Here is a 26,979-nt window from a genome sequence, read left to right as displayed (position 1 = left end):
AAAGCACCGGATTAATTTATTTGATTATTGCGCCAGCAATTTCTGAATACTATCGCGGAATTTCTGACCTTCTTTCAGGTTGCGCAGGCCATAGTTCACAAACGCCTGCATGTAACCCATCTTCTTACCGCAATCGTAGCTATCGCCGGTCATCAGCATGGCATCAACGGACTGTTTCTCCGCCAGACGGGCGATAGCATCAGTCAGCTGAATACGTCCCCAGGCACCCGGCTCGGTGTTTTCCAGCTCCGCCCAGATATCCGCAGAGAGCACATAGCGCCCTACTGCCATCAGATCGGAATCCAGCGTCTGCGGCTGGTCCGGCTTCTCAATAAACTGCACGATGCGGCTTACCTTGCCTTCGCTGTCCAGCGGCTCTTTGGTCTGGATAACCGAGTACTCAGAGAGATCGCCCTTCATACGTTTTGCCAGCACCTGGCTGCGGCCGGTTTCGCCAAAACGCGCCACCATTGCGGCGAGGTTGTAACGCAGCGGATCGGCAGTTGCCGTGTCCAGCACGATATCTGGCAGGACGACGATAAACGGATTGTCACCCACAATCGGACGCGCGCAGAGAATGGAGTGGCCAAGGCCCAGCGGCTGCGCCTGACGCACGTTCATGATAGTAACGCCCGGCGGGCAGATGGACTGCACTTCCGCCAGCAGCTGGCGCTTAACGCGCTGTTCAAGCAGCGCTTCAAGCTCGTAGGAGGTGTCGAAGTGGTTTTCTACCGCGTTTTTTGACGAGTGGGTGACCAGAACAATCTCTTTGATCCCCGCGGCGACAATCTCGTCGACAATGTATTGAATCATCGGCTTGTCGACAATCGGCAGCATCTCTTTTGGAATCGCTTTTGTAGCGGGAAGCATATGCATCCCAAGTCCGGCTACCGGAATAACTGCCTTTAAATTAACCATTATTTCTTCCACCTATAAATTATTGATGAATTATAAACCCTTGACCTGTTTTCGCCAGTGCGTTCATGGCAAACAGGTATGAAAATGGCGACGAGTGATGCTCCCTCATGACAACAGATGTAATCCTAACGCCCCGGTTTAATCTCCAGGATTCCTCGCAAAAGCCTCAAAAGAGGCTTATGACCGTTTAGCGGGTAAGCGGAAGTTTAAATTTTCGACATTTACGGTGTGCTGATCGACACGATCGATATCAACGGAGCTTTGTCCCTTCTCATTTACTGCGTGAATATTCGCCATCGACAGCAGGGTCTCATTTTTCGCCGTAAAACGACCGCGCACATCTTTGCGCAGGTCGAAGTTGAGCTTCAGCGCCGGACCTACGGACGCATCCTGCGTAATGTGAATATTGCGCAAGAAGAGGTGCTGCGGTTTATTGTGCAGCTCAAGGGTAGCCTGCTGCATCTTGATGTTGGTGATGGCGACAAACGAGGTCGCGTTACCGGAGGAGACCTGGATACCGCGCAGCTTATATTTACTGCTGCTGTTATCCTGCTGAATATCGTTAAGTTTGAAATTTTGCGGGATGGATAAATAATCGCCTTTGATCACGCCGTAACCAATCAGCATGCCGGCACTATTTTCCATGGTGACATTATCGATAACGAAATTATCACAGCCATAAATAGCCACCGTGGCGTTATCAATCCCCGCTTTTTTACTGAAATCTGGCGTAATGTTTTTCGCTTTGATATTGCGAATAACAAAATGTTTACCGTTTTCCACGTGTACCAGCTGGCGGCAATTACTGCCGGTGATATTTGCCACGACAAAGTTTTTCACCGACTGATCTTCCGGGTAGTTATTGTCATAGGTGCTGCCCGCTAACCCGATGCCAATCCCCCAGTTAATTTTGCCGTTGGTGCAGTTAATATTGTCGATCACATGATCGGAGATAAGGATATTGCGGTCATTGATTGCCACGTTCCACTCAATGGCATCGCCCTGCAGATCGCTAAAACGGCTATGGGTAATGCGCGCGCCATCCAGCTGGTTATGGAAGCCCTGGCGTAAAATGCCGTAGTTAGCTTTGCTGATGTTGATGTTATCAATCACCAGATTGCGCATCACGCGCTTCTCTTTACCGCCAATATAGATCTGCATTACCGGGCCATAACCACTCATGCTGACACCTTTAATGGTGCAGTCTGAGCCGCGTACATCCAGCATAACGTTATAGAGGCTGCCGCCCTGCTCGCCGATAACCTTACTGCCATCTTGTAGGACAAGACGCCCGCGTCCGCTGCCTTTTAACGCCCCGCGCACCAGCAGCGTTTTCCCGGCGGGAATGAAAATACCGGTATTGATGTTTTCGCACACCAGCCCGGCAGGAACCTCCACCGTCTGCGCGTCGGCAAAGGCCTTATTGAGCGCAGCCGGCCAGTCATTGTGGTTGTAATCGCTTAACTTTACCGTGTCACTGCGCCCAAGGGCGCGCGCGGCAGGCATATGCAGCAAGGGAAGCGCCGCCAGCGCGGAGCTGGCGGTCAGGAAGGATCGGCGCGTCAGCGCGGTTGAGCGTCGTTTCGCAGTCATAAAGCCTCTCATCAAAGCGTTTGCAGCAGACTGGCCAGTTGCTGGTTGATAATCGTTTGATTAAAGTCCGTTTCAACTTTCTCCCGGGCGCGGGTCACCACCGGCGTAAGCTCCTCACTCGCCATCTGACCAAAGGAGGCCAGACGTTCAGCCAGCGCTTCGGCGTCGTTTTCCGGCACCAGCCAGCCGGATCGTCCGGCGTCGATCAGTTCCGGAATACCGCTGTGAACGGTCGAGACCACGGGGATGCCAACGGCCATCGCCTCCATCAGCGCGACCGGGATACCTTCCATATCGCCATCGGTGCCGGTAATGGAGGGGAGTAGAAAGACATCCGCCTCATCAAGCAGCGCTTTTACTTCATGGCTTGGCTTAAAGCCGGGCATCTCAATCACATCCTCAAGCTGGAACTGCTCGATCAGGGTGCGCAGACGGCGCTCCCAGGGGCCGATGCCCAGGATGCGGTATTTGAAAGCCACACCGCGCGCTTTCAACAAGCGGCAGGCTTCGATGGCGACGTGCAGCCCCTTTTTCTCCGTTAAACGCGCAACAGAGATAATTTGCAATGGACGGCCAGGCGATTTCACCTCGCGCAGGCTAAAGCGCGTCATATCGACGCCCATACGCGAAACGGCAATCTTATTCTGCGGACAGCCCATGGTGAGCAGTCGCCCGGCCCACAGATCACTTATCGGCAGCATCAAATCACCGCGCTTAAAGAGCTGCTGATACTCCGGGGTGTAGTGCGTAAGCACATCGCGGTGCGAGATATCGATCCCGTGAAAGACGGTGGCTATCTTGCCTTTCAGCACGCCAAGTTCGCGCAGTTTCGCCGCAGTAACGCCCGCCGGGCCAAAGTGGGCGATAAAAACATCTGCGGTAAAAGTTTGCGGCGCCAGACCACAAATCGCCGGCAGGATCAGGTTGCGCGACTCATCACCGTAACGGGAGAGGTTGAGCGCTTTCCAGGTCGACGGCTTAAACATGCCGCGGGCGATGGCCTGCCCGCGATAGCCCAGCTTCGCCAGTTTCCCTTCCGGCTCCGCCAGCAGCCAGTGCGTCTTCTCCGCCAGCTTATATTCAGTGTAAGCGGCGTGAGTATTGTTCATATCGCCCTTGTGCAGGGCGACGATCTCAACCTCAAATCCCATATTGATAAAGGCAACAATCTGGTTGAGCACAAACGTTTCGGACGAGAGAGGAAATTTCAGCAAAAAGAAGCCGACTTTCATTTCACCCCCTGCACGCGCTCGAGCACCGATTGCACCATCTTGATGCCCTGCTCGCGCTCGGCCGCCACCGCCATTGCCAGCCGTGCGTTGATCGCCGGTAGCTGGCCCAGCGTATCTGCCGCCATTGACGCCAGCGAACCGTCAAGCAGATGGCGAATATCCACCGCCATCTCCGGCATGCCGAGCTGCTGCATGATCCCCGCTGACTTGTGTTCGTAGTTAATGGCAATGGCAGGCGTGCCGAAGTTCATGGAGATGATCGCTGAGTGCAGGCGCGTGCCGATGGTTAAATCGCACGCGGCGAGGATTTTGCCCATCTCCAGATCGTTCAGCTCATCCATCACCACGTGGTAGCGGGAAGGATCCTGAATATGCTGGCGCAGGTTAAGCGCCACCATACGGTCATCTTTGTTATAGCTGTCGATACCGGTACAGGTAGAGAGCGCAATCACCTGATAGCCTGCGTCAATCACGCGGTTGACGACATCCGCAAAGGCCTTTTCATACGCCTGCTGGGTGGTGCCAAGACGTTTATCAAATGGCGCCAGTTCACGCAGGGTAATGGCAACGGTCTTCTCTTTTGCCGCCAGGTCCAGCCAGTGCTGAACGGCATAGCTGGCGGTGAAATCCTCCTGATGGTGATCCACCAGCCAGGCGGTATCGACGCCCTGCTCCACTTTATCGGTGGTGATGCCGCTCTGCTTCATCAGATTGAGGCTGACATGCTCGCGCAGGATCAGCGCATCGCAATGGCCGAAGACGTAGTTTGCCAGCTTGTTGAAGTCGTCGTTCTGGAAGGGCCCGACGCTGTGACCAATCATATACAGCGGCTTTTTCGCCATAAAGGTGCAGAGCGCATGTTCAAACTGCGGCACACCGTAGAGATCGACAAAGAAAGAGCCGCCAACCTGGATAATCGCATCGTAATCCGCCAGACGGCGCACAAAATCGGTAAACCCCTGAGCGATGGCGATATTGCGCAGTTTGCCGGTATCGGTCACGCGGGAGAGCAGCACCTGGTGCTGGTAGCGACGGCGCAGCACTTTCTTCACACGCCCCATCAGGCCAGCGGCGTTGTTATGCGCTTTCATCTGGCTGTAGAGCGGGTCGCCCATCACCGGGCGATTGAGTAACCAGGAGGAGCTGACCGGATAGCGGCTCATTACATCCACTTCCGCCTCAGGATTCAGGCGGGCAATAGCGTCCAACAATCCACGTAAAATTGCGCTGTCACCACGGTTGCCGCATGTGTGATTGCCAAGGATCAATAATTTCATAACGACCTCATAAAGGGGTTCAATAAGGTTTCTTATCCTGCGCGAAGCAGTGTTTTCAATTTCTCGTTGCGGCAAAACTGACGCTTCATCTCCACCACCAGCGAGTTACGCGACAAAATCAGCATAATGGCGAAGGCGATGGCACCCGCAGCAACCTGAATCGCCAGCATGGCGGCAAGCGGCAGATGGCCGTTCAGCGCCAGGCCGAGGCCATAACTGACCACCAGCGTCGGCAGCGACAGGTAGAACGGCAGCCACAGGCTGAGGATGTACTGGCGGTAGCTCGAGCCGAGCACCGGTTTAATCATCACGAAGTAGCTCAGAATGGTGTTGATAATCTGCACCAGCAGGAAGCCAAGCGTAACGCCCAGCGCACCAGCCATATGGCCGCCAATAATGATCGCCGGAATAAAGAGAAACGTTTTAAAGACGTTGAATTTAAAGCTGATATCGACTCTTGCTTTCGCCATCAGCAGCGAACCGATCGGGTTACCGACCGCGCGCAGCAGACCAACGATGCACAGCAGTTGCAGGATCGGAATGATGCTGTTCCACTTCTCGCCAAACACCAGCGGCACAAAGTTATTCGACACCACCATCAGCCCGAGCAGGATTGGGAAGTTGATAATCCCCACCACCGACAGCAGCTTGTAGAAGTTCAGGCGCAGCTTCTCGGTGTCATCCTGGATCTTGGCGAACGCCGGGAAGAGCACGCGGGTAATGATCGGGTTGAGCTTCATCGGCGGCACTACCGCCACGTTGTAGGCAAGGTTGTAACCCCCGGCGACGCTCGCACCGAGGATACGCGCCAACACCAGCGTGGAGAGGTTAGTGTTCACGTAGTTGATGATGCTGTCTGCGGTCAGCCACGCGCCAAAACGCAGGTTGGAGCTGACGGAAGCAAGGGAGAAGTGCAGACCGGGGCGGTAGATCTTGCGGCCAAAGTAGCCGAACAGCAGCGTACGCACGGCGCTGTTGACCAGATAACCGAGGATCGCGGTCATCGCCAGCGGCCAGAAGAAGGCGCTGATCACCGTAAAGCTGAAGCCCGCCATCACCGACAGGGTTTCAATCGCGCCAATCTTGTTGAACTCCAGCTCTTTTTGCATCAGCGCGCGGAACTGTTGCCCGTGCGGGATCACCACAAACGCCACCGACAGGGTTTTGATCAGCGGTGCCAGATCCGGGTTGTTCAGCACGTCAGCAATCATGTTGCTTAAGGAGAAGACCGCGATGCAGACCACAATCCCCAGCCCGACGTTGAGCCAGTAAAGCGTGGTCAGCTCGAGGTGACTGATCTCTTTGCGCTGAATAATCGAGTTAGCGATACCAAAATCCGACAGCGTATCCGCCAGCGCGATAATCACCAGCGAGACGGTCAGCAGACCGAACTGGTGATTATCGATAATGCGTGCCAGCACCGTCATCTGCACCAGCCCCAGACCGATAATGGTCAGAGTGGCCATGGCTGACCACTTTGCTCCGCTGATGGTTTTTTCTCTCAGGCTCATGACCTTTCCTTAATACGCCGCTTTGTTCACAAAGCCTTTAAAGATGGTCAGAAAAACGATCTTGATATCGAACCACAGGCTCCATTCGCGGATGTACTCCAGATCGAACTCAATGCGTTTTTCCATTTTTTCCAGCGTGTCGGTCTCGCCGCGCCAGCCGTTAATCTGCGCCCAGCCGGTAATGCCCGGTTTCACTTTATGACGCAGCATGTAGCCCTCAATCAGCGCACGATACTGCTCGTTATGCGCCACCGCATGCGGACGCGGGCCAACAATCGACATCCCGCCGGTGAGCACATTGATAAACTGCGGCAGCTCATCAAGGGAGGTGCGGCGCAGGAAGCTGCCCACTTTGGTGACACGCGGATCGTTCTGCGTCGCCTGAGTCACTACTTTGTCATTCTCCATCACCTTCATTGAGCGGAACTTCCACACTTTGATCGGCTTACCATCCATGCCGTAGCGCGTCTGGCGGAAAATGATCGGCCCTGGCGAACTCATCTTCACCGCCACGGAGATAGCCAGCAGCACCGGCGAAATCAGCAGCAGAATCAGCGACGAGAGCACAATGTCTTCCAGGCGTTTCAGGATGCGGTTGACCCCGGAGAGCGGCGTGTCATACAGCGGCACAATCGGCACGCCATTCACCTCTTCAATGCGTGAATGCAGGATGTTGAAGGTGAAGACATCCGGGATCAGGATCACCGAACAGGTGGTATCCGCGAGATCGCGCACCAGTTTTTTGATGCAGACGGCGTCATTCATCGACATTGCAATGTAGACGTTATGGATCTTGCCGCTGCGGGCATCTTCAACCAGTTGTTCGAGGTTGCCCGCCCAGCCGGTATCAATGCCGCCCGGTTTCGGATCGTAATAGACCCCGACCACATCGAAGCCCAGCCACGGCTCGTTGCGAAAACCGTCGAGCAGCGCCTGCCCCATCGGCATATCGCCCGCCACGGCAACGCGACGGGTGTTATACCCAAGATTACGCAGCCAGCCAGCACCGAAGCGGATCACCGCCCGGCTAAACATCAGGCCGAGGCTGGTTAACAGATACCAGGTGAAATAGAGCGAGAAGGTGTTATCAAAGTCTGTGTTGAACGACATCAAACCGGCGCTGAAGATGATACTTAGCGTCCAGTTCTGCAACAGCAGCGTCAGTTCGGTCATCATTCTGACGCCGCGCCAGGAGCGGTAGAAATCGGTCATGCCGCCGATCATCTGGAATACAACCAGCGTGGTCAGCGCCATCAGCAGATGCATGTAGAAAAATGGCAACGCATTGACTTTGCACACCAGCCACAACCCAGCGAACATAATGGTGATGTCTGAGAATCGCTGCACGATAGAGATTAACGATGCATTCGTTTTGGCCCGGTCGCGCTTTTTTAGATTTGTCATCGTTGTACCTGCCTGTTTGCCCTCCTCCCCTCATGGGGAGGAGAACGACTAAGAGTTACTGATTCAACAGCGCCAGAATTTCCTGCGTTCGCGCCTCCATCAACGCCACGTCGTGTCGGGATTCGACATTCAGACGCACCACCGGCTCGGTATTGGAGGAGCGCAGGTTAAAGCGCCAGTCGGCAAAGGCGATGCTGATGCCGTCGGTGTAATCCACCTCCAGCGCGTCCGGCGCGTAGCGATCTTCAACGCGTTTGATGGCGCTAACCGGATCGGCCAGCTTGCTGTTGATCTCGCCGCTCGCCGGGAAGGCCACCATGCGATCGCCCACCAGCTCGGCCAGGGTTTTGCCTTTCAGGCACAGTAGCTCAGTAACCAGCAGCCACGGGATCATGCCGCTGTCGCAGTAGGCGAAATCGCGGAAGTAGTGGTGCGCGCTCATCTCGCCGCCGTAAATGGCGTCCTCTTCGCGCATGCGCTCTTTGATGAAAGCGTGGCCGGTTTTTGACATCACCGGCGTACCGCCTGCGCGGCCAACCACATCAACGGTGTTCCAGGAGAGACGCGGATCGTGAATGATTTTCGCGCCCGGGTGTTTTTCGAGGAACGCTTCTGCCAGCAGGCCAACAATGTAGTAGCCCTCAATAAACTGGCCCTTATCGTCGAACAGGAAGCAGCGGTCGAAGTCACCGTCAAAGGCGATGCCCATATCCGCCTGATGCTCAATCACCGCGTTGCGGGTATCGTCGCGGCACTCCGGCAGCAGCGGGTTAGGAATACCATGCGGGAAGGTGCCATCCGGCTCGTTGTGCACTTTGATAAAGCTCACCGGCACATTCAGCGCCTTGAAACGTGCTTCAATGGCGTCGATCACCGGACCTGCGGCGCCGTTACCGGAGTTGATCACCAGTTTCAGCGGTTTGAGGTTAGCGGTGTTGATGTAGCCGAGCAGATGGTCGATATAGTCATCGCGCAGGGAGATTTGCTTGTAGCTGCCGCGTTTATCCGGGTTAACCGGCGGGAAGTCGTTGGCTTCTGCCAGACGCTGCACGTCACGCAGGCCAGTGTCGCCGCTGATGGGGCGCGCGCCTTTGCGCACCAGTTTCATGCCGTTATAATCCATCGGGTTGTGGCTGGCGGTCACTTCAATACCGCCGTCAACGCCGAGATGGAAGGTGGCGAAATAGATCTCTTCGGTACCTGACAGGCCGATATCCAGCACATCAACGCCCGCGTCCTGCAAGCCTTTGGCTAACGCCAGCTTCAGCGCTTCGCTGGTCTGACGCACATCACCGCCGAGCACAATGGTCTGCGGCTTCAGGTACTCCCCGTAGGCGCGGCCAATACGCCAGGCTATATCTTCATTGAGTTCTTCGCCCAGCTTTCCGCGAATATCGTAAGCTTTAAAACAGGTTAATTTTTCCATCATTACCTCTTCTTCAGGCAACAGTCAGCCTTGACCGCAACTGGCCACATAAATGTTATCAATAGTTGTTCTGGCCGAACCCGCGCGCGGCGGGCCGGCAACGGGCGTTAAATCCGCCCGTAACGATCGGCGAAGCGCACAATGTCATCCTCTTCCAGGTACGAACCGGAGCGTACCTCAATCAGGTCGAGAGGGATCTTGCCCGGGTTTTCCAGGCAGTGGCGCGCGCCGAGCGGAATGTAGATAGATTCGTTTTCGCCCAGCAGTTTGACTTCATCATCGATGGTGACTTTTGCCGTACCGGCAACCACCACCCAGTGCTCGGCGCGGTGGTGGTGCATCTGTACCGACAGCCCCTCGCCCGGTTTCACGGTGATGCGTTTCACCTGGTAGCGATCGCCTGCGTCGATGGAGTCATATTTGCCCCAAGGGCGGTAGACTTCGCGGTGAATATGGTGCTCGTGACGCCCTTCGGCTTTGATCTTCTCGACCACCTTTTTCACGTCCTGCACCGCATTACGGTCGGCAATCAGCACCGCGTCTTTGGTCTGCACCACCACTAAATCTTTTACGCCAACGGTGGTCACGAGACCGGATTCGGCATAGACGTAGCTGTTTTCGGTTTTGTGGCTGATCACATCGCCGTGGTGCACGTTGCCTTCCGGCGTCTGCTGGCTGATCTCCCACAGCGAAGACCAGGAGCCAACATCGCTCCAGCCTGCGTCCATCGGCACCACCACCGCATCGGCAGTGCGCTCCATCACCGCGTAGTCGATAGACTCTTCCGGGCAGGCGAGGAACGCCTCTTCATCGACGCGGATAAAGTCCATATCCGGGTCGGTGGCATCCATCGCCTTTTCACAGGCTTCGAGAATGTCCGGACGATATTTTTGCAGCTCTTCCAGGTAGCGACCGGCGCTGAACAGGAACATGCCGCTGTTCCAGTAGTATTCGCCGCTGGCGACATACCCCTGCGCGGTTTCCAGGTTCGGTTTTTCAACAAACTGCGCCACTTCAAACGCCACAGTATCAACCTGTCCTGGGCTGACTTCGCCGCGGCGGATGTAGCCGTAACCGGTTTCGGGCATATCCGGCACGATGCCGAAGGTGACCAGTTTGCCCGCCTCGGCATACGGCATGGCATTACGTACTGAAGTACGGAACGCCTCTTCATCCTGAATAACGTGGTCCGCTGCCAGCACCAGCATCAGCGGATCGCTATCCGGGTTGTGGCGTTTGACCGCCAGCGCCGCCAGCGCGATCGCCGGTGCGGTGTTGCGGCCTGCCGGTTCAAGAATGATGTTCTCCGTCAGCTTGTTAAGCTGGCGCAGCTGTTCTGCGACGATAAAACGGTGCTGCTCGTTACAAATCACCACCGGGCTTTCACACTCAACGCCGTTCAGGCGGCAGACGGTAGTCTGCAACATGGTGAGATCGCCCTTCAGGCAGAGAAACTGTTTAGGGTAAAGCACGCGGGAAAGCGGCCACAGACGGCTGCCGGAGCCACCGGCCATTACGACCGGATAGAGTTGCGTTTGACTCATGATTTATCCCCATTGCCGTCGAAATTGAGGCGCGCCTCATGCGCCGCGCCATCGTGGGCGGCTGCGGGCGTCGCGGATTTCTCCGGGCTGATATCTGCAATAAACTGGCTTAACACGTTCTCTTTTTCGAGCGTGCGTTCGGCATATTCACGTGCCACCGTGTTGTTTGTGGGCAGCGCTAACGCGCGTTCAATGCCCGAGGTCAGCGCATCGACCGATTCCGGTTCGACGCAGACCGCAATGCCAGGCTCATTCAGGCAGAGCTGGCCAAGTTCGGTACTCTCTTCGGCGGTGATCACCGCATTGCCGCCCACCGCCAGAATGTTGGTCAGCTTGGAGGGCAATACCGCATCCGCCGCGCCGCGCTTCTGGATAACCAGGTGGCAATCGCCAAGCGTGAGCAGCGCCGGCAGCGCTTCATAAGGCTGCAACGGGAAGAATTTCACATTGTCGAGGCCGCGCTCGCTGACCATTTTCTCCAGCCGCGCTTTGCCCCCGCCCTGCCCGACGATGGCGAACAGCCACGGATGGCCCTTCAGTCGCGCAGCGGCTTCAATCACATTTTCTAATCCCTGCTTCTCACCAATATTGCCGGAGTAAAGAATGATTTTTTTGTCATCCGGCAGACCGAGGTCGCGGCGTAACTGCGCAACGCTTGCCGCGTCGACATCACGAAAACGCGCCACTTCGGACCAGTTCGGGAAGAAGATAATCTTGTCAGCTGACACGCCCTTCTCACGCGCTTTGTTCATCATCGAGCGGGAGATGGTGGAGACGTTGTCAACGTTATGCAGATTGCTGCGTTCAAACGCGGCCGCCAGTTTTGCCACCAGGCCGCCTTTACCTTTGCCCGCCATGCCTAACCCGAGCATGGCGTCCACTTCATAATCCTGAATATGCAGCAGCGTGCGCGCGCCGCTCAGTTTTGCCAGCAGGCGCATGCCCGGCGTGCAAAACAGCGTCGGCACCACACCGATGATGCGATCCGGCTTCCAGCTGCGCTGGGCCATCAGCGGGAAAAAGCTGCTGACGGCAAAGCTGCCTAAGTGCAGCAGACGCTTGATGGTCGACGGCTGCTTCGGCACGTAGAGCGGGCAGCGCCACACCGTGGCGGCACCCTGCTCTTTACGCCAGCGCCAGGCACTGTAAGGGTGCCCGACTTTCCACTCCGGGTAGTACGGCGGCGCAGTGATGACGCGAACGTCATGGCCCTGACGGGCCATCCACTCCACCATTTCGCCGGTGTACTTACCGATCCCGGTCAGTTCCGGCGAATAGTTGATGCCATAAACCAGGATTTTCATAAGCCCGGCACTCCCTGCGCGTCAAGGAAATAGGCGCGGCTGTTGTCATGCACCAGCGGGTCGGCAATCAACGCCTCCGGCGAAACCCAGCGATAGTCATCGTGCTGCTCCGTTGGCAGGGCGAGGGTCTCCTCGTCCACGCGCAGACGGAAGCCAAGCACGATGTAGTGGGTCGTAAAATCGGGGCCGGAGAAGTTATCGTCATAGAAGTGCTGCCAGACGCCGTAAAACTCACCTGCCGACATCGGCAGGCGCAGTCCCAGTTCCGCCTGAGTCAGCCGCTCGAAAGCGGCTGCCAGCGGCTCGTCCTTTTGCACGCGTCCGCCCGGCACGAACCAGTATCCCTGGGCCGGACGGTTAGTGCGTTTGCCGAGTAAGAACTCGCCGCGTGAGTTCTCCACGATCAGATCGATGGAGATCAGCGGGGTGGAACGCACCACCGTGGCAAAATCTTCATGACTTAAAAACATGCTTACCCCCGGAACCGGTGCTGGTTTTCAAGGAACCACTGGTAGGTGCTTGCCAGCCCCGCTTCCAGTGAGATCTCGTGATACCAGCCCAGTTGATGCAAACGGGTCACGTCCAGCAGCTTACGCGGCGTGCCGTCCGGCTTGGTGGCGTCAAACACCACGCGGCCTTTGTAGCCCACAACGCTTGCAACCGTCTGCGCCAGTTCGCGAATGGTGCAGTCAACGCCGGTACCGACGTTGATGTGCGACAGCATCGGTTCGGTATTCTCCTGCCACACTTCGCGCGCCAGCTCCTGCACATGAATGCTGGCAGCTGCCATATCATCCACGTGGAGGAATTCACGCATCGGCGTACCGCTACCCCACACCACCACGTCTGCCGCATTCTCCTGGGTCGCTTCGTGGAAACGACGCAGCAGCGCAGGAATAACGTGCGAGTTGCTCGGGTGGAAGTTGTCGTGCGGGCCATACAGGTTGGTCGGCATCACCGAGCGGTAATCGCGGTCATACTGGCGGTTGTACGATTCGCACAGTTTGATCCCGGCGATTTTGGCAATCGCGTACGGCTCGTTCGTCGGCTCCAGCGTCCCTTGCAGCAGCTCGCTTTCAGCAATCGGCTGCTTCGCCAGTTTCGGGTAGATGCAGGACGAACCGAGGAACAACAGCTTGTTCACGTCGTGCTTGTGCGCCGAGTGAATGATGTTGCTCTCAATCATCATATTTTCGTAGATGAAGTCCGCCGGGTAGGTATTGTTCGCCACAATACCGCCCACTTTCGCTGCTGCCAGGTAGACCTGGTCAATACGTTCGCTGGCGAAAAACGCGTCCACCGCCGCGGCATCCAACAGGTTCAGCTCTTCGCGGGAGCGCAGCACCAGTTCGATATCCGCACGCTGTTCGAGCTGCCGTACGATGGCTGACCCCACCATCCCGCGATGGCCAGCCACAAAAACACGTTGTTTGGTCATGCTCAGGACTCCAGCGCGATGGCAACCTCGTAACCGTGGGCCTTAAGCAGTGAGTGTTTTTTCGCTGCTTCCAGATCTTTTGCCACCATTTCGGAGACCATCTCCTGCAGGGTAGTTTCCGGTTTCCAGCCCAGTTTTTCGTGCGCTTTGGTCGGGTCGCCCAGCAGGGTTTCCACTTCAGCAGGACGGAAGTAACGCGGGTCAACGGCAACAATCACATCACCCGGTTTCACGCCCGGCGCATCGTGGCCAGTTACGGAAACAACGATACCCTTCTCTTCGACGCCAGTGCCTTCGAAGCGCAGTTTGATACCGAGCTGAGCGGCAGCCATTTCAACGAACTGACGTACGGAGTACTGCACGCCGGTCGCGATAACGAAGTCTTCCGGCTGTTCCTGCTGCAGCATCATCCACTGCATTTTCACGTAGTCTTTGGCATGACCCCAGTCACGCAGGGAGTCCATGTTGCCGAGGTAGAGGCAGGATTCCAGGCCCTGAGCGATGTTGGCGATCGCGCGGGTGATTTTACGGGTCACGAAGGTTTCGCCGCGACGCGGGGATTCGTGGTTGAACAGGATGCCGTTACAGGCGTACATGCCGTAGGATTCACGGTAGTTCACGGTGATCCAGTAAGCGTACAGTTTGGCAACGGCATACGGAGAGCGCGGGTAGAACGGCGTGGTCTCTTTCTGCGGGGTTTCCTGCACCAGGCCATACAGCTCAGAGGTGGATGCCTGATAGAAACGGGTTTTCTTCTCCAGACCCAGGAAGCGGATCGCTTCCAGCAGACGCAGCGTACCCATGGCGTCGACATCAGCGGTGTATTCCGGGGATTCGAAGGAGACCGCAACGTGGCTCATCGCGCCCAGGTTGTACACTTCATCCGGCTGCACTTCCTGCAGGATACGGGTCAGGTTGGACGTATCGGTCAGATCGCCGTAGTGCAGGTGGAATTTCGGGTTGCTTGTGTGCGGATCCTGATAAATGTGATCAACACGCTCAGTATTGAAAGAGGAAGCGCGGCGTTTGATGCCGTGAACTTCGTAACCCTTTTCCAGAAGCAGTTCTGCCAGATAAGAGCCATCTTGCCCGGTAACGCCGGTGATGAGAGCGACTTTAGACATAATTTATTTTCCTCAATGTTCCCTGTTAGGGAGTTACCTTTTCAACGCGTTCGCGCGTTACCACTGCGGGATTGCCCCGACAAATCGCATTTGCCGGTAGCGATTTAAAAACACTGCTGCGCGCACCGACGACCGTGCCGTCGCCGATAGAAACGCCGGGAGCAACAAACACATCCGTCGCCAGCCAGCACTTCTCGCCAATCACAATGGGCGTCGCGTTGATATCGAAATGCGCGCTCATATAGTCGTGACTGCCGGTGCACAAATAACACTTCTGTGACACCACAGAATTTGCGCCGATGGTGATGTCGCCGAGCGTATATAACACCGCGTCATCCCCCACCCAGCTGTAATCACCCAGGGTTAATTTCCATGGGTAGGTAATTTTGACCGAAGGTCGAATCACTACGCCTTTTCCCACCTTCGCGCCGAACAGGCGTAATAAGAAGGCGCGCCAGCGATAAAGCACCTGCGGAGACCAGGCAAATAATGTTGCCTGCACCGCCCACCACAGTTGAACCTTAATAGCGTTCCCGCCCCGAAAGCCTTTCGGCACGGAGAATCCGTTTAAATCTTGCATATTCTTTCCTTATGTCCGGGCGTTACGCTTTGTTATATAAAGCCTTTGCTTTACCCGTCGTCCGTAAACGCAACATATAGGATAATTCTGCCCAGAAGCCCGGAACGTGTAATATCATGCGCTGAACTTTACGGGCGTCTTGACATAATTCGAGATTATTAGAAGTGGATACACCGCCCATCGAAAATTCAGATACCAGCCCTTTCAGACGCTTAAACGGAAAGCCCGCTTTAAACATTCTGGCCGCTAACGCGTAATCGGATGAGACTTTAAATTGCAGATCGTAGGGGTACGTTTTTAACCCGTGCACCGGGAAAAAGATGGCCTGGTGGCTGGCCGGCAGGCTGTGATAAATATACCAGCCGCTTTTCGCATTGCGACGCAGCTTGCTGCCATCGCCGAAATCAAGCAGCGCATCGCCGATATACATCGCGGTCTCTTTCGCTTCGCTTAACTGGCGAACAACGTCGACGATCTCTTCATGGAAAATATCGCCAGAATTAAGAAATATCGCAAAGCGTCCGGAGGCCATATCAATGCCTTTATTCATGGCATCGTAAATACCTTTATCGCGTTCGCTTATGAAACGTAAATTATATTGTCCATTGAGGCTTTTCAGAAAATCCTCAGTGCCGTCCTGTGAACCGCCGTCAACCACGATCCACTCGAACTCGATATCTTGCGCTTTCGCCAGGTGAGCCAGCGACTGCCAGGTCTTCATCACACCTTCATAATTGCGAAACGCGACAGTAATAACACTAAGCAGCATGTGACCCACCTTCTCATGAACTGACAATATTCAACGCTTTACGAAGAATAAATGGACAAACAATTAAAAATGCATATTCCGGACTAAAAATTGACCCCGTAAAAAACAACGAGATCGGGGTAAACAAGAAAAGTTGAACGCGAAAATTCTGATTGTTGCCAAAAGCATTCATCGTCATTTTAGCGACTTTAAACATGTACCATCCGGTCAGTATTACCGCTAACCATGAAAAATAAATGATCAGCAGATACAACCCATTGTCTATTGTTTTCCCGACGTCTGCACCGTTAAAGATTCCGAATGATGCGACATATTCATAAAGTGAGCCGAATCTTACTACGCCATCAATATTGGTCAGCGAATATCCAACCATCACAAGCGGACCGATAATTCGGTAATAAGAGGAGGAGCCTTCCGTTCCCAAATCGCCAATACGCGTTGCAATATAAGGAAAAGCAAATACGAGGCCCACGACAAACACCGCAAGTGAAATAATTGCCAGCGGTAATTTCTTCTGAATCGCCTCTTTATTGAGATACTGGAACGCCCATTCCAGCAGGTAAAACATGATAAATGTCATTACCCCGGAGAACGATCCTGAGAGAACTATCCCTGCCAGAATCATAGCATCGGTCTTCGGCGTTTTGATACCAAACTGTTTGATGCTGAGCCAAATTGAGATTAACGCCAGAGCGAAGAATGCCGGTTCGAAATAGAGCGCCGTGGTTCGCTTACCGCCGAACTTGATAAAATTCAGCACGTAACTGTTGCTGTAAATAAGATATTTCGAAATTATTTCCATCAAACTACTGCCGCCAGTAAGAATGATCTGAGCCATCTCCATTGCGGCCAGCGTGACAATTAATGCCACCACCATATAGAAAAATCTCAAAATCTTTCGGTAGTTATGCGGCGAGATCGTTTTGAAGCGAATACTCCATACCATGCCAATAATGATCACAATGTAAACAAACAGCATTGTCGACGTGACATATTTGCTGGCATCCAGTGACTTACCAAAAATAAAGTTGAAGAGCGTTAATCCTGCACCGAGCAGCAGCGCTAACATCAATTTTTTCAGGTTAATGCGCTCAACGTAGAGCAGCAGCATCACCGGTAAAAACGTCACAATCGTGATCGGGAAGCTCTCACCGAGCTGGAATAATTTCACGTTGACCAGAAGGTAGATCAACGGCAGCAGCAGATAGCTACAGACTCTGATAGAACGAGACATACTCCTCCAGCATCTGATGACCGCTATAGGCCTGGCGGCTGCGCGCGCGAAACGCGTCGAGGCTCTCGCCAAACACCGCCTGGGCGATTTCTGCTTTATGGCACTGCACCAGCGGCAGCACCTCCTCTTCACTGAAGGTCTTACCGCCCGACTTTTGCAGCACTTCCCGCGCCGCATCGCTGTGGGTGGCGATCACCGGCACGCCAATAGAGAGGGCTTCGCAGAGGATCAGCGGATAGTTATCGACGCGCGAACTAAAGACCAGCGCATCCATCTCATTGAGCTCGCTCATCAATTTACGCTTATCGGTCAGAAAGCCGTGGTTAACCACCTGCGGCCCCTCAAACGGGGAAAATTTGCCGAAGGTGTGCAGCTCGACGCGATCTTCAAGCGCCATAATGTCGCGCACCAGCTGTTGGTTGGTTTTACCGTCGTAGCGTAAATCGTGGGCGACGATAGCGATCTTCGGTTTTCCCTGCGTCACTTTGACCGGCGCGAGCTGGGCGAGGATCTCTTCTGTCGCGACATCAATACCGTTGTTGATAATCTGGCAACGGCCAGCGCCATACAGACTGTTAAAGGCGTCAGCCACATGCTGGCTTGGGGAGATAAACTGACAACCCAGTGACAGCATGGTGTTAAACAGCTGGCGCTTGCGGCCCACTAACTGATGCGCGCGATCGATTTTGACCGGCGGATAGTTGCTCAGCGTCGGGCACTTCTGGCAGTTGGTTTTCCACCCTTCGCAGCCATCGGTAAAGGCGCAGCGGCCGGTGACGCTCCAGTGGTCGTGCAGCGTCCAGACGAAGGTGACGTCCGGTTTGTGCGCTTTCACGCGCTGGCAGAACGCCACCAGATCCTCAAGGTTGAGCCAGTAGCTGTGCATGACATGAAAATGGAGCACCAGTGGCCCTTCGCTGCGGGTAATGTTGCGATAGAGATTATTGAGATTGCCAAAAACATCGCGGTTAAAGAGGCGGAACAGCGCCAGGTTGGCAATCGAGGTCAGACGCGGCGTCTGTTTATAGACGTTCTGATAGTTGTCATGGCTGACACTCTTTTTGCCGCCTTTACCGTAGCCATAAATAAAGCGCGACTGATAACCCTGCTGCAGTGCCCGCTGGTGGAGATCCAGCGCAACACCCGCAGCACCGCCCTCTGCGAGGCGTACGTTAAACTGCAAAATATTCATTTAATCACCTTCACGCGCGCTTTTTCACCCACCACCAGCGCGTTGTCCGGCACACTGTCGAGCACCACGCTGCCTGCGCCGATGGTGACATTGTTGCCAATGATGATATCGCCAATCATCACCACATTCGCCCCCAGCTCAACGCCGTTGCCGATGACCGGGCAGGCCAGGCTGTCGGCGCCACGGTTGCCGATGGTCACACCATGGCGAATGGTAAAATCATCACCCGCGACGACATTTTTATTAATCACCACTGCATAACCGTGGTGAATGGTAAAACGTCGACCGATAGTTGCTGCCGCCTGGATCTCATAGCCAAACAGGCATTCGGTGATAAAGCGGTAGAGCAGAATGACCGGCGCGGCCCAGATATTGTTAATCACATGCTTCTTGCGCCACACCGAGCAGAAGTGCGCGATACGGTAGGCGGCAACCATGCAGCACGGGCGCAAATTCCAGTGGTTTGCGCGAAAATCTTCCAGTCGCATTATTTACCCCGCAGCCCATCAGCCAGACGTTTGCCGTTGCGCACGGAAAAGAGCGTCAACAGCGTGCGCCAGTTCATCCGCTTGTTGCGGATCTGGTAGAGGGTGAAGAGTTGATACTTCTTGCTGGCACGGTCGAACTTATCTTTGTGCTTGCGATAGAAGTGGAAGTAGCCGGAGAACTTCTTCGGTGAAGAGGTGATCTGCATCTCGCCGTGGTTGATATGCAGGATCTGCGTCGCCTCTTCAATTTTGAACGGCTCGCCATACTCGGTCACCATGCGCAGGAAGATGTCGTAATCCTGGGCGGCTTTCAGTTGGGTATCAAACAGTGACTCTTTAAACCGCCACGCCCAGGTAAAGACCTGGTTGCCGACGATATTACGTTTATAGAAGAGTTTGCGGGAGAACGGCGATTTCGGGTAGAGCGGCAGGCTCGCCGGCTGCGCGTAGACTTCGCCCTGGCACACATAATCATTGGCATAGAGAAACGCGCGGGTATTAAGCAGATGTTTATGGGCGAGGAAGACCGATAAGCGGTTTGGCGTCCACTCATCATCATCATCGATACCGGTAATGTATTGACCGCGCGCCTGCAGAATAGCCTGGTTGCGCACGGCGCAGGCACCGGAGTTGAAGTCGTTGCGCGTATAGCTGACGCGCGGGTCACCCAGCTCGTCAACAAACTGCTGCAGCTGATCGAACGACGCGGAGCAGTCATCAACGATGATCATTTCCCAGTGCGGGTAATCCTGGCGCAGCACCGATTTAATGGCGCGAATGGCCAGCTGCTGACGGTTCCAGGTAGGCATATAAATTGAAATTAATGGGTTTGCTGTTGTGCTCATGATGCGATCCCTAATGCGTTCAACATGCCGCTTTTCGCCCTCGCTTACGCCCTCCCCCCGTTAAGGGGAAGGGCGAAGCACGCTGAGGGTAGAGGTATAAGTCTTGTTATTTCGAGTCGGACTTGTATTCGTACTCGTAGTAGCCGTAATCCTGATAGCCGGTTGCGCGGCGGAAGATGGAGTTCAGGATGACGCCTTTCACCTGGATACCGTTCTGCTCGAAGCGGCTCAGGCTGGTCTGGATCTCTTTCAGGGTGTTGACCGCGTAACGCGCCACCATCAGCGTGGTGCCCGCGTGGCGACCTACTACGGCCGCATCGGTCACCGCGAGGATTGGCGGGGTATCGATCAGCACCAGATCGTAGTTTTTGCTCGCCCAATCAACCAGCTGGGTAAAACGTTCGCTCATCAGCAGCTCAGAAGGGTTAGGCGGCACCTGACCGCGCGGAACCAGGTCGAAGTTGCTGATAGAGGTCGGCTTCGCGCAGCTCTCGATGGTGCCCTTCCCTGCCAGCACATCTGACAGACCGTTGATATTGTCGGTACCCAGCAGTTCGTGGGTGTAGCCTTTACGCATATCACAGTCGATCAGCAGCACGCGCTTGTTGGTCTGGCTGATAACCGCCGCAAGGTTGGCACAGACAAAGGTTTTACCGATGGAGGGGCTGACCCCGGTCATCATCAACACATTGTTGTTGGCCTGCATCATGGCGAAGTGGAGACTGGTGCGCAGGCTGCGAACCGCTTCAATCGCCAGGTCGGTCGGGTTACCCACTGCCAGCAGTTGGCTCTGCTTGAAGCGGCGTGAGCCTTTGGCGACTTGCGCGTTATCACGCTCCTTCTGCCACTCGGAGAGCGGGATGCTGGCATAGACGCTGATACCGTGCTCTTCCAGCACCTGCGGGCTTTCGATACCGCGGTTGAAGAGGGAACGCAGCAGCACGCCAACGACGGAGATAATCAGACCGAAAATAATGCTGCCGAGAATAATCAGCGCTTTTTTCGGCTTCAGCACGCCAGGCTGGGTGATTGCCGGGTCAACGATGCGCACATCGCCCACGGTGCTCGCCTGAGTGATACGCAGCTCCTGCTGTTTGTTCAGCAGTTGCATATAGACCTGCTGACCAGATTCAACGTCGCGGGTCAGGCGCACAATTTCCTGCTGCGTCTGCGGCATGGCCGTAATGCGTTTATTGAGCTTCGCCTTCTCATCTTCCAGCGCCTGGCGTTTCTCCAGCAGCGTGCGGTACGCCGGGTGCGCTTTGGTGTAGAGCTTGGAGATCTCCGCTTCTTTGAAGGTCAGTTCGTTCAACTGCGCATCAATGTTGACCACCGAGTCGAGCACAGATTTGGCTTCGAGCGGCAGGTCGACGGAGTCTTTCGTCTGGCGATAGGCGTTGAGCTTATCTTCCGCGACATCGAGGTTGTGACGCACTTCCGGCAGCTGCTTATCAAGGAAGATCAGGCTTTTTGCCGCCTCTTCTGATTTGCGCTCAATATTCTGCTCAAGGTAGTTGCGGGTGATGCTGTTGAGAATGGCACGGATCTGATCGCGATCTTCGCCGGTGTAGCTGAGGCTCAGCACGCCGGTGTCTTTACCGTTCTCCACAACCGTCAGGTTGTTTTGCAGATTGTTGATCATGCCAAGGGTCGAGAACTTGGTGACGGTAAACTCGCTGTCGTCAGAGGCCTGAATAGCGCTCACCATCATGGTGACGCCCTCTTTACTCAACGGTTTGCCCACTTCACCGCGCGCTTCAAACCCGCCGTCGCTGCTCAGCAGATAAGTTTTCGGGCTCAGCACTTTAAGAGTGAAGGTCTGATCCGCCCACCCTTTCGGCAGTTCGAATGAGGTGACTTTGACGGTCTCATTCTGCCGTCCCATCAGGCGATCCCAGCCAGCACCAAACAGCGGGAAGGTGTTTTTCACCACCGAGATGTCGAGGTCGAGATCGTCAACGGTTTTGCCCAGCACCAGGCGGGACTGGATCAGCTGAATTTCCGCTTCTGACGCCGGCGGTTTGTTACTCAGCGCGCTGTTAATATCCTGCACCAGCGAACTGCCGGTATTCTGCTCGATCTGCACCAGCGCATCGGCGCTGTAAATGGGCGTGGCGAACATGCAGTAAACGAGCGCGGCGAGGGCAAATAGCGCGGTAATGCCCAGCACCCACCAGCGAGCCTCAATGATTGTGCCGAGCAGACGGCCAATATCGATTTCGTCATTGCCCACTGCCGACGTAGCAGAATGCGAATGGTGTGTTTTCTCTGTCATTATTATCCCTGCTGAGCTTGCAATGCCTGCGCCCAAAGGCGGGCAGACTGGTCAAGTAAGGTGTAAACGGCTTCAAAAGCTTCGCGACTTTTGCGATACGGATCGGGGATCTCCCGTTCGTTATCCCAGTGGCCAAACAACATGACCTTTCCACGCATCTCGGGGGTAAGTTCGCACAAGCGGGAGATGTGTCGCTTCTCCATGACCAGAATCAGATCGAATTCGCGACACAATTTCCCGGAGATCTGGCGTGCGACATGCCCATCCAGCGAGAGTTGGTTATCTGCCGCCACGGCCGTGGCGTTGGCATCTGCGCTGTGCCCGACCAGTGCGCCCAACCCGGCGGACTCAACCGTGAGCCCGGGGTGGTATTTTTTCAGTAGCCGCTCTGCTGTCGGGGAACGACAAATGTTCCCCACACAAACCACCAGAATTTTGTTGAACATGCCTGTTACCACGTATGAATATCTTTGGCCGTATCCGTCATGTAGCGAACGCCACTGATGGTTGGCAGCAACTGGTTGATAAGACGGTTCCAACGCGATACCGGTGCGGTGGTGACATAAACAACGTCATAAGGCTGGAGGCGGAAGTTGGTGGCCATCACCAGCGACGTGGCATCCGACATATCAAGCTGGTAGATGTTGGCAATCTTGTTGCCGCGACCGCCCTCGCCGTTCTTGATCGGACGGATGACGAAGATACCGCTGGCGTTGGAGGAGGTCAGGTCGAGACCTTCTGCCTGGCCAAGCGCTTCGGTCAGCGTCATGCCGCTGAAGTCCATTTTGAGGGTGCTCTGTTTTTTCACTTCGCCCATCACGAACACTTTCAGATCGTCATTGCGCGGAACAAACAGAATGTCGCCCGGATAGAGCAGACGGTTCTGGCTGAGGTCGCCGTTTTGCATCAGCGCCTGCAGAGAGATGCGCTCCTCTTTGCCTTTGTGGGTCAGCACGACGTTGCGCCAGTCGGCAAGATCGGTCAGACCGCCCGCGGCGTTGATCGCGTCAAGCACGGTCAGCGGCACGTTGGTGATCGCCTGCTGGCCTGATTTATTAACCTGGCCAGAGACATAGGCTTTTTGCGAGCGGAACGCGGCGATATTAACGTCCACCTGCGGGTCGGCAATATAGGTCGCTAAGCGGCTGGTAATATCACTACGTATTTCGGCCAGGGTTTTACCCACCACGCGGACTTTGCCGATATAGGGGTAGAACATGGTGCCATCCGGCTGCACCCAGTTACCGGTATCGCTGGAGCTGCGATACTGACCGGCAGGGGTGGTCAATTCCGGGTGATCCCACACAGTGACGCTCAGGACGTCGCCTGGACCAACGCGGTATTCATAAGAGGAGATCTCTTGATCCAGCGACATGTTAGGTTGAGCAACGTTTACGCGTGGGCGTAACTGCTCAATCAGACGCGGGGTCAATGGATAAACGTTCACCATACTGTCTAAATCAAAGTCAGCATCCTGCTGTTTAATCACGTCCTTTCCCGATGTTGACATATTGCTACCCGGGAATACGGTGCAGCCACTCATTAAGCTTATGGACACCAATAATGGCATCAATTTCATTTTAGATTTCATCATTGATTAATTATCACTATGGCAGAGTAATTATCCTGTGCGATTTAAATAAGCGCTCAAGCAGTACACAGAATCAGAATGCAGTTAATTCACCAGGAATATAACTAGCATCAGTCCTAAAAAGCATTTATCCAACCCCATGACATTACAGAATAATCCGGCTGCAGTCATGCCAACAGGCATGCTACCGCCCCTGGCTTCCAGTTACCAATGCACTGATCATCGATATGTCGTTGATAGTCATCCTTTACATCCTCGTCAGGGCGCCAGCTGCGGCGCGCACTAAATACGGCGGGTATCCTTTTCCGCATCGAATAACAACGCGGAAATTAACATCGCAGGTATATTTGAAAGATGCCGATGGAATTGTTGCAGCTAAGCCTAAGGCAGGCAAGGCGGCATCTCCTGACAGAAGCTTTTTTAAGAATAATATTAACGTCGGGTTTTCAGGTTTTTAGGAATTAACTTATATTGACAACATAGGGATACAGCCCGCCCCATACGATAGTTCCTAAATTCGCACCTTAAACAGCAACAAATAAACATAATCACCGTGCGGGAATGTAATTAAATAACTCTTAAATATCTTATTAAATAAGATTAATCGCAGGCGGCATTGCATTCATGCGGAAAGTTACCCATGATCTCCTCTTCACAACGCTCAACTTATATAAGGTTTTACGCTAACAATGGAGTGGATTGCTGATCCATCAATCTGGGCCGGGCTGATCACACTGGTGGTCATTGAGTTAGTGCTCGGTATCGATAACCTGGTCTTTATCGCCATCCTGGCGGAAAAACTTCCCCCTGCAGAGCGCGACCGCGCCCGCGTGACGGGTTTAATCCTTGCTATGCTGATGCGCCTGGTGCTACTGGCCTCCATTTCGTGGCTGGTGACGCTCACGCAACCGCTCTTCACCGTGCGCGGTTTAAGCTTTAGCGCCCGCGATCTCATCATGCTGTTCGGCGGCCTGTTCCTGCTGTTTAAAGCCACGGTAGAGCTGAACGAGCGGCTTGAAGGGAAAGACAGTGACAACCCCAGCCAGCGGCGCGGTGCAAAATTCTGGGCGGTGGTCGCGCAAATCGTGGTGCTCGACGCGGTCTTCTCTCTCGACTCGGTGATCACCGCCGTCGGCATGGTCGATCATCTGGCGGTGATGATGGCCGCGGTCATTATCGCCATCTCACTGATGCTGCTGGCGAGCAAAGCCCTCACCCGCTTCGTCAATAATCACCCGACTATTGTCATCCTCTGTCTCAGCTTCCTGCTGATGATTGGCTTTAGCCTGGTAGCGGAAGGCTTTGGCTTCCATATCCCGAAAGGCTATCTCTATGCGGCGATTGGCTTCTCGGTAATGATTGAGTCCCTCAATCAGCTGGCTATCTTTAACCGCCGCCGTTTCCTGTTTGCCAACCATACGCTGCGCCAGCGCACCACCGAAGCCGTGATGCGCCTGCTCAGCGGGCGTAAAGAGGACGCGGAGCTGGATGCGCAAACCGCCTCGATGCTGCGCGACAGCGACGATGCGCAGATTTTCAATCCGCAGGAGCGGCGGATGATTGAGCGCGTGCTGAACCTCAATCAGCGCACGGTGAGCAGCATCATGACCTCGCGTCACGATATCGAACATATCGATCTCAACGCGCCGGAAGCGGAGGTGCGCGCCCTGCTGGATAAAAACCAGCACACCCGCATTGTGGTGACCGGCGGCGAGCAGGAGGAGTCGCTGCTCGGCGTGGTGCATATTCTCGATCTGTTGCAGCAGTCCCTGCATGGCGAACCGCTGGATCTGCGCGTGCTGGTGCGCCAGCCGCTGGTCTTCCCTGAGGGGCTGCCGCTGTTGCAGGCGCTGGAACAGTTCCGCAATGCCCGTACCCACTTCGCTTTCGTGGTCGATGAGTTCGGCTCGGTCGAAGGGGTGGTGACATTAAGTGATGTGATGGAGACCATCGCCGGTAACCTGCCCAACGAAGTGGAGGAGATTGACGCCCGCCATGATATCCAGAAAAACAGCGACGGCAGCTGGACCGCTAACGGCCATATGCCGCTGGAAGATCTGGTGCAGTATGTGCCGCTGCCGCTGGATGATAAACGCGATTACCACACCATCGCCGGCCTGCTGATGGAGCATCTGCAGCGTATTCCCGCGCCTGGTGAAGAGGTGACGATTGGCGATTTCCGCCTCAAAACCCTCGAGGTCGAGAGTCACCGGGTGCAGAAAGTGCAGCTTATCCCGACGGCAAGCGATATCTCTCCGGATTACGAAGTGTAAACCAGCCGGGGTTCGCCCCGGCTCACCCCTCCCCTCTTTTCTTCCTCGCTTTTACATGGATTGCCAAGGCCTTCGCTGACGATGCGCTGCACGAAATCTCTTGTTTATGCACGATTGCGCGCGATATGATGCCTGAAAACGCACAAAGGAGCATCCATGCAAACAGAACAGGCACAAGCACGCATTATCACGGCGATCCCGCTGTCGCAGGATTGGGGAAAGCTGACGAAATACACTTTCGACTTTCGCCGCCGCAACGGGGAGTGGCAGCGTCAAAGCCGGGAGGTGTATGACCGCGGCAATGGCGCAACGATCCTGTTATACAACCGCAGTAAACGTAGCGTGATCCTAACCCGGCAGTTTCGCTTACCGCTGTTCGTGAACAATCATGCAGGTTTTTTACTGGAAGCCGCCGCCGGGCTGCTGGATGAGCTGGATGCGGAGACGCGCATAAAGCAGGAGGCTGAAGAGGAGACCGGCTACCGTCTTGAGCGGGTCGAAAAGGTATTCGAAGCCTGGATGAGCCCTGGCTCGGTCAGTGAGAAGCTGCACTTTTTTATCGCCGAATATGACGAGAGCCGCCGTACCGGTAACGGCGGTGGTCTGATCGAGGAAGGAGAAGATATTGAAGTGGTAGAGATGACCTTTACCGACGCGCTGGCCGCTATCCGCAGCGGAGAGATTGCCGATGGCAAAACCATTATGCTGCTCCAGCACCTGGCCTTAGAAGGCGTTCTTTAATACCCTCATAACGCCCGTAGGCCTGATAAGGCGCAGCCGCCATCAGGCATTTCACCCTGCAACATCGCCGTAGGCCTGATAAGGCGTAGCCGCCATCAGGCATTTCACCCTGCACCAACGCCGCAGGCCTGATAAGGCGTAGCCGCCATCAGGCATTTCACCCTGCATCATCGTCGTAGGCCTGATAAGGCGTAGCCGCCATCAGGCGTTTCACCCTGCA

General features: G+C 55.0%; 23 protein-coding genes. 2 read left to right on the top strand and 21 right to left on the bottom strand.

The genetic code is table 11. The features are described from left to right. Positions 1–24: 24 nt before the first annotated feature. The 21 genes from galF to IAE50_RS13395 all read right to left on the bottom strand — a co-directional run bounded on the left by galF (position 25) and on the right by IAE50_RS13395 (position 23,748). Entirely contained in the window at positions 25–918 is an 894-nt protein-coding gene (galF, locus tag IAE50_RS13495) for a GalU regulator GalF (RefSeq protein WP_094420942.1), read from the bottom strand. 177 nt (positions 919–1,095) lie between these two features. Continuing rightward, positions 1,096–2,511 carry a colanic acid biosynthesis protein WcaM gene (gene wcaM / locus IAE50_RS13490; RefSeq protein WP_200580468.1) on the bottom strand — a complete coding sequence of 472 codons (1,416 nt, stop codon included), beginning with the start codon at positions 2,509–2,511 and terminating at the stop codon, positions 1,096–1,098. A gap of 11 nt (positions 2,512–2,522) precedes the next feature. After that, positions 2,523–3,743 (bottom strand): colanic acid biosynthesis glycosyltransferase WcaL, encoded by a 1,221-nt coding sequence (gene wcaL / locus IAE50_RS13485; RefSeq protein WP_200580467.1) that lies wholly within the window; start codon positions 3,741–3,743, stop codon positions 2,523–2,525. Continuing rightward, entirely contained in the window at positions 3,740–5,020 is a 1,281-nt protein-coding gene (gene wcaK / locus IAE50_RS13480) for a colanic acid biosynthesis pyruvyl transferase WcaK (protein WP_200580466.1), read from the bottom strand. The genes wcaL and wcaK overlap by 4 nt, the downstream gene beginning before the upstream one ends. A gap of 32 nt (positions 5,021–5,052) precedes the next feature. Then, positions 5,053–6,531, bottom strand: coding sequence for a colanic acid undecaprenyl disphosphate flippase WzxC (gene wzxC / locus IAE50_RS13475; protein WP_200580465.1), 1,479 nt, complete (start codon positions 6,529–6,531; stop codon positions 5,053–5,055). A 9-nt stretch (positions 6,532–6,540) separates the two neighbouring features. Continuing rightward, positions 6,541–7,935: an undecaprenyl-phosphate glucose phosphotransferase gene (gene wcaJ, locus IAE50_RS13470; protein WP_023479218.1), complete on the bottom strand. Its 1,395-nt coding sequence runs from the start codon at positions 7,933–7,935 to the stop codon at positions 6,541–6,543. A 55-nt stretch (positions 7,936–7,990) separates the two neighbouring features. Beyond that, positions 7,991–9,361: a colanic acid biosynthesis phosphomannomutase CpsG gene (cpsG, locus tag IAE50_RS13465; RefSeq protein ID WP_139568106.1), complete on the bottom strand. Its 1,371-nt coding sequence runs from the start codon at positions 9,359–9,361 to the stop codon at positions 7,991–7,993. Between the two features lie 107 nt (positions 9,362–9,468). Further along, complete coding sequence (cpsB, locus tag IAE50_RS13460; protein ID WP_054803225.1) at positions 9,469–10,905, bottom strand: mannose-1-phosphate guanyltransferase; 1,437 nt, start codon at positions 10,903–10,905, stop codon at positions 9,469–9,471. Beyond that, on the bottom strand, positions 10,902–12,209 hold the full coding sequence (wcaI, locus tag IAE50_RS13455; protein ID WP_023479230.1) for a colanic acid biosynthesis fucosyltransferase WcaI: 1,308 nt from the start codon (positions 12,207–12,209) through the stop codon (positions 10,902–10,904). The genes cpsB and wcaI overlap by 4 nt, the downstream gene beginning before the upstream one ends. Then, entirely contained in the window at positions 12,206–12,679 is a 474-nt protein-coding gene (locus tag IAE50_RS13450; RefSeq protein WP_023479130.1) for a GDP-mannose mannosyl hydrolase, read from the bottom strand. The genes wcaI and IAE50_RS13450 overlap by 4 nt, the downstream gene beginning before the upstream one ends. A gap of 2 nt (positions 12,680–12,681) precedes the next feature. After that, positions 12,682–13,647 carry a GDP-L-fucose synthase gene (locus IAE50_RS13445; protein WP_023479152.1) on the bottom strand — a complete coding sequence of 322 codons (966 nt, stop codon included), beginning with the start codon at positions 13,645–13,647 and terminating at the stop codon, positions 12,682–12,684. 2 nt (positions 13,648–13,649) lie between these two features. Continuing rightward, positions 13,650–14,771: a GDP-mannose 4,6-dehydratase gene (gene gmd, locus IAE50_RS13440; protein WP_023479093.1), complete on the bottom strand. Its 1,122-nt coding sequence runs from the start codon at positions 14,769–14,771 to the stop codon at positions 13,650–13,652. Positions 14,772–14,796: 25 nt separating this feature from the next. Further along, positions 14,797–15,351 carry a colanic acid biosynthesis acetyltransferase WcaF gene (wcaF, locus tag IAE50_RS13435; protein WP_042712841.1) on the bottom strand — a complete coding sequence of 185 codons (555 nt, stop codon included), beginning with the start codon at positions 15,349–15,351 and terminating at the stop codon, positions 14,797–14,799. Between the two features lie 22 nt (positions 15,352–15,373). Further along, positions 15,374–16,120 (bottom strand): colanic acid biosynthesis glycosyltransferase WcaE, encoded by a 747-nt coding sequence (gene wcaE, locus IAE50_RS13430; protein WP_023479138.1) that lies wholly within the window; start codon positions 16,118–16,120, stop codon positions 15,374–15,376. Between the two features lie 13 nt (positions 16,121–16,133). Beyond that, positions 16,134–17,354, bottom strand: coding sequence for a colanic acid polymerase WcaD (gene wcaD / locus IAE50_RS13425; protein ID WP_200580464.1), 1,221 nt, complete (start codon positions 17,352–17,354; stop codon positions 16,134–16,136). Then, a complete protein-coding gene (gene wcaC, locus IAE50_RS13420; protein ID WP_200580463.1) occupies positions 17,329–18,546 on the bottom strand; it encodes a colanic acid biosynthesis glycosyltransferase WcaC in 1,218 nt (405 codons plus the stop codon). The genes wcaD and wcaC overlap by 26 nt, the downstream gene beginning before the upstream one ends. Then, positions 18,543–19,034 (bottom strand): colanic acid biosynthesis acetyltransferase WcaB, encoded by a 492-nt coding sequence (wcaB, locus tag IAE50_RS13415; protein WP_200580462.1) that lies wholly within the window; start codon positions 19,032–19,034, stop codon positions 18,543–18,545. Before wcaB ends, wcaC begins: the two co-directional genes overlap by 4 nt. Next, a complete protein-coding gene (gene wcaA, locus IAE50_RS13410; RefSeq protein ID WP_054803228.1) occupies positions 19,034–19,879 on the bottom strand; it encodes a colanic acid biosynthesis glycosyltransferase WcaA in 846 nt (281 codons plus the stop codon). The genes wcaB and wcaA overlap by 1 nt, the downstream gene beginning before the upstream one ends. Positions 19,880–19,985: 106 nt before the next feature. After that, positions 19,986–22,154, bottom strand: coding sequence for a tyrosine-protein kinase Wzc (gene wzc, locus IAE50_RS13405; RefSeq protein ID WP_200580461.1), 2,169 nt, complete (start codon positions 22,152–22,154; stop codon positions 19,986–19,988). A gap of 2 nt (positions 22,155–22,156) precedes the next feature. Next, positions 22,157–22,600: a low molecular weight protein-tyrosine-phosphatase Wzb gene (wzb, locus tag IAE50_RS13400; RefSeq protein ID WP_023479231.1), complete on the bottom strand. Its 444-nt coding sequence runs from the start codon at positions 22,598–22,600 to the stop codon at positions 22,157–22,159. Positions 22,601–22,605: 5 nt separating this feature from the next. Continuing rightward, positions 22,606–23,748, bottom strand: coding sequence for a polysaccharide export protein (locus IAE50_RS13395; RefSeq protein WP_023479113.1), 1,143 nt, complete (start codon positions 23,746–23,748; stop codon positions 22,606–22,608). A 686-nt stretch (positions 23,749–24,434) separates the two neighbouring features. Here IAE50_RS13395 and IAE50_RS13390 point away from each other — a divergent pair. Together IAE50_RS13390 and IAE50_RS13385 are read left to right on the top strand one after the other, a co-directional pair. Next, positions 24,435–26,018 carry a TerC family protein gene (locus IAE50_RS13390; RefSeq protein WP_042712831.1) on the top strand — a complete coding sequence of 528 codons (1,584 nt, stop codon included), beginning with the start codon at positions 24,435–24,437 and terminating at the stop codon, positions 26,016–26,018. A gap of 156 nt (positions 26,019–26,174) precedes the next feature. Beyond that, entirely contained in the window at positions 26,175–26,759 is a 585-nt protein-coding gene (locus tag IAE50_RS13385; RefSeq protein ID WP_200580460.1) for an NUDIX domain-containing protein, read from the top strand. The last annotated feature ends 220 nt before the right edge of the window (positions 26,760–26,979 follow it).

The organism is Kosakonia sp. S42, from assembly GCF_016624785.1.
GTDB lineage: Bacteria > Pseudomonadota > Gammaproteobacteria > Enterobacterales > Enterobacteriaceae > Kosakonia > Kosakonia cowanii.
The sequence above is the reverse complement of the archived record's forward strand: the minus strand, read 5'-3'. Positions and strand labels throughout refer to the sequence as shown.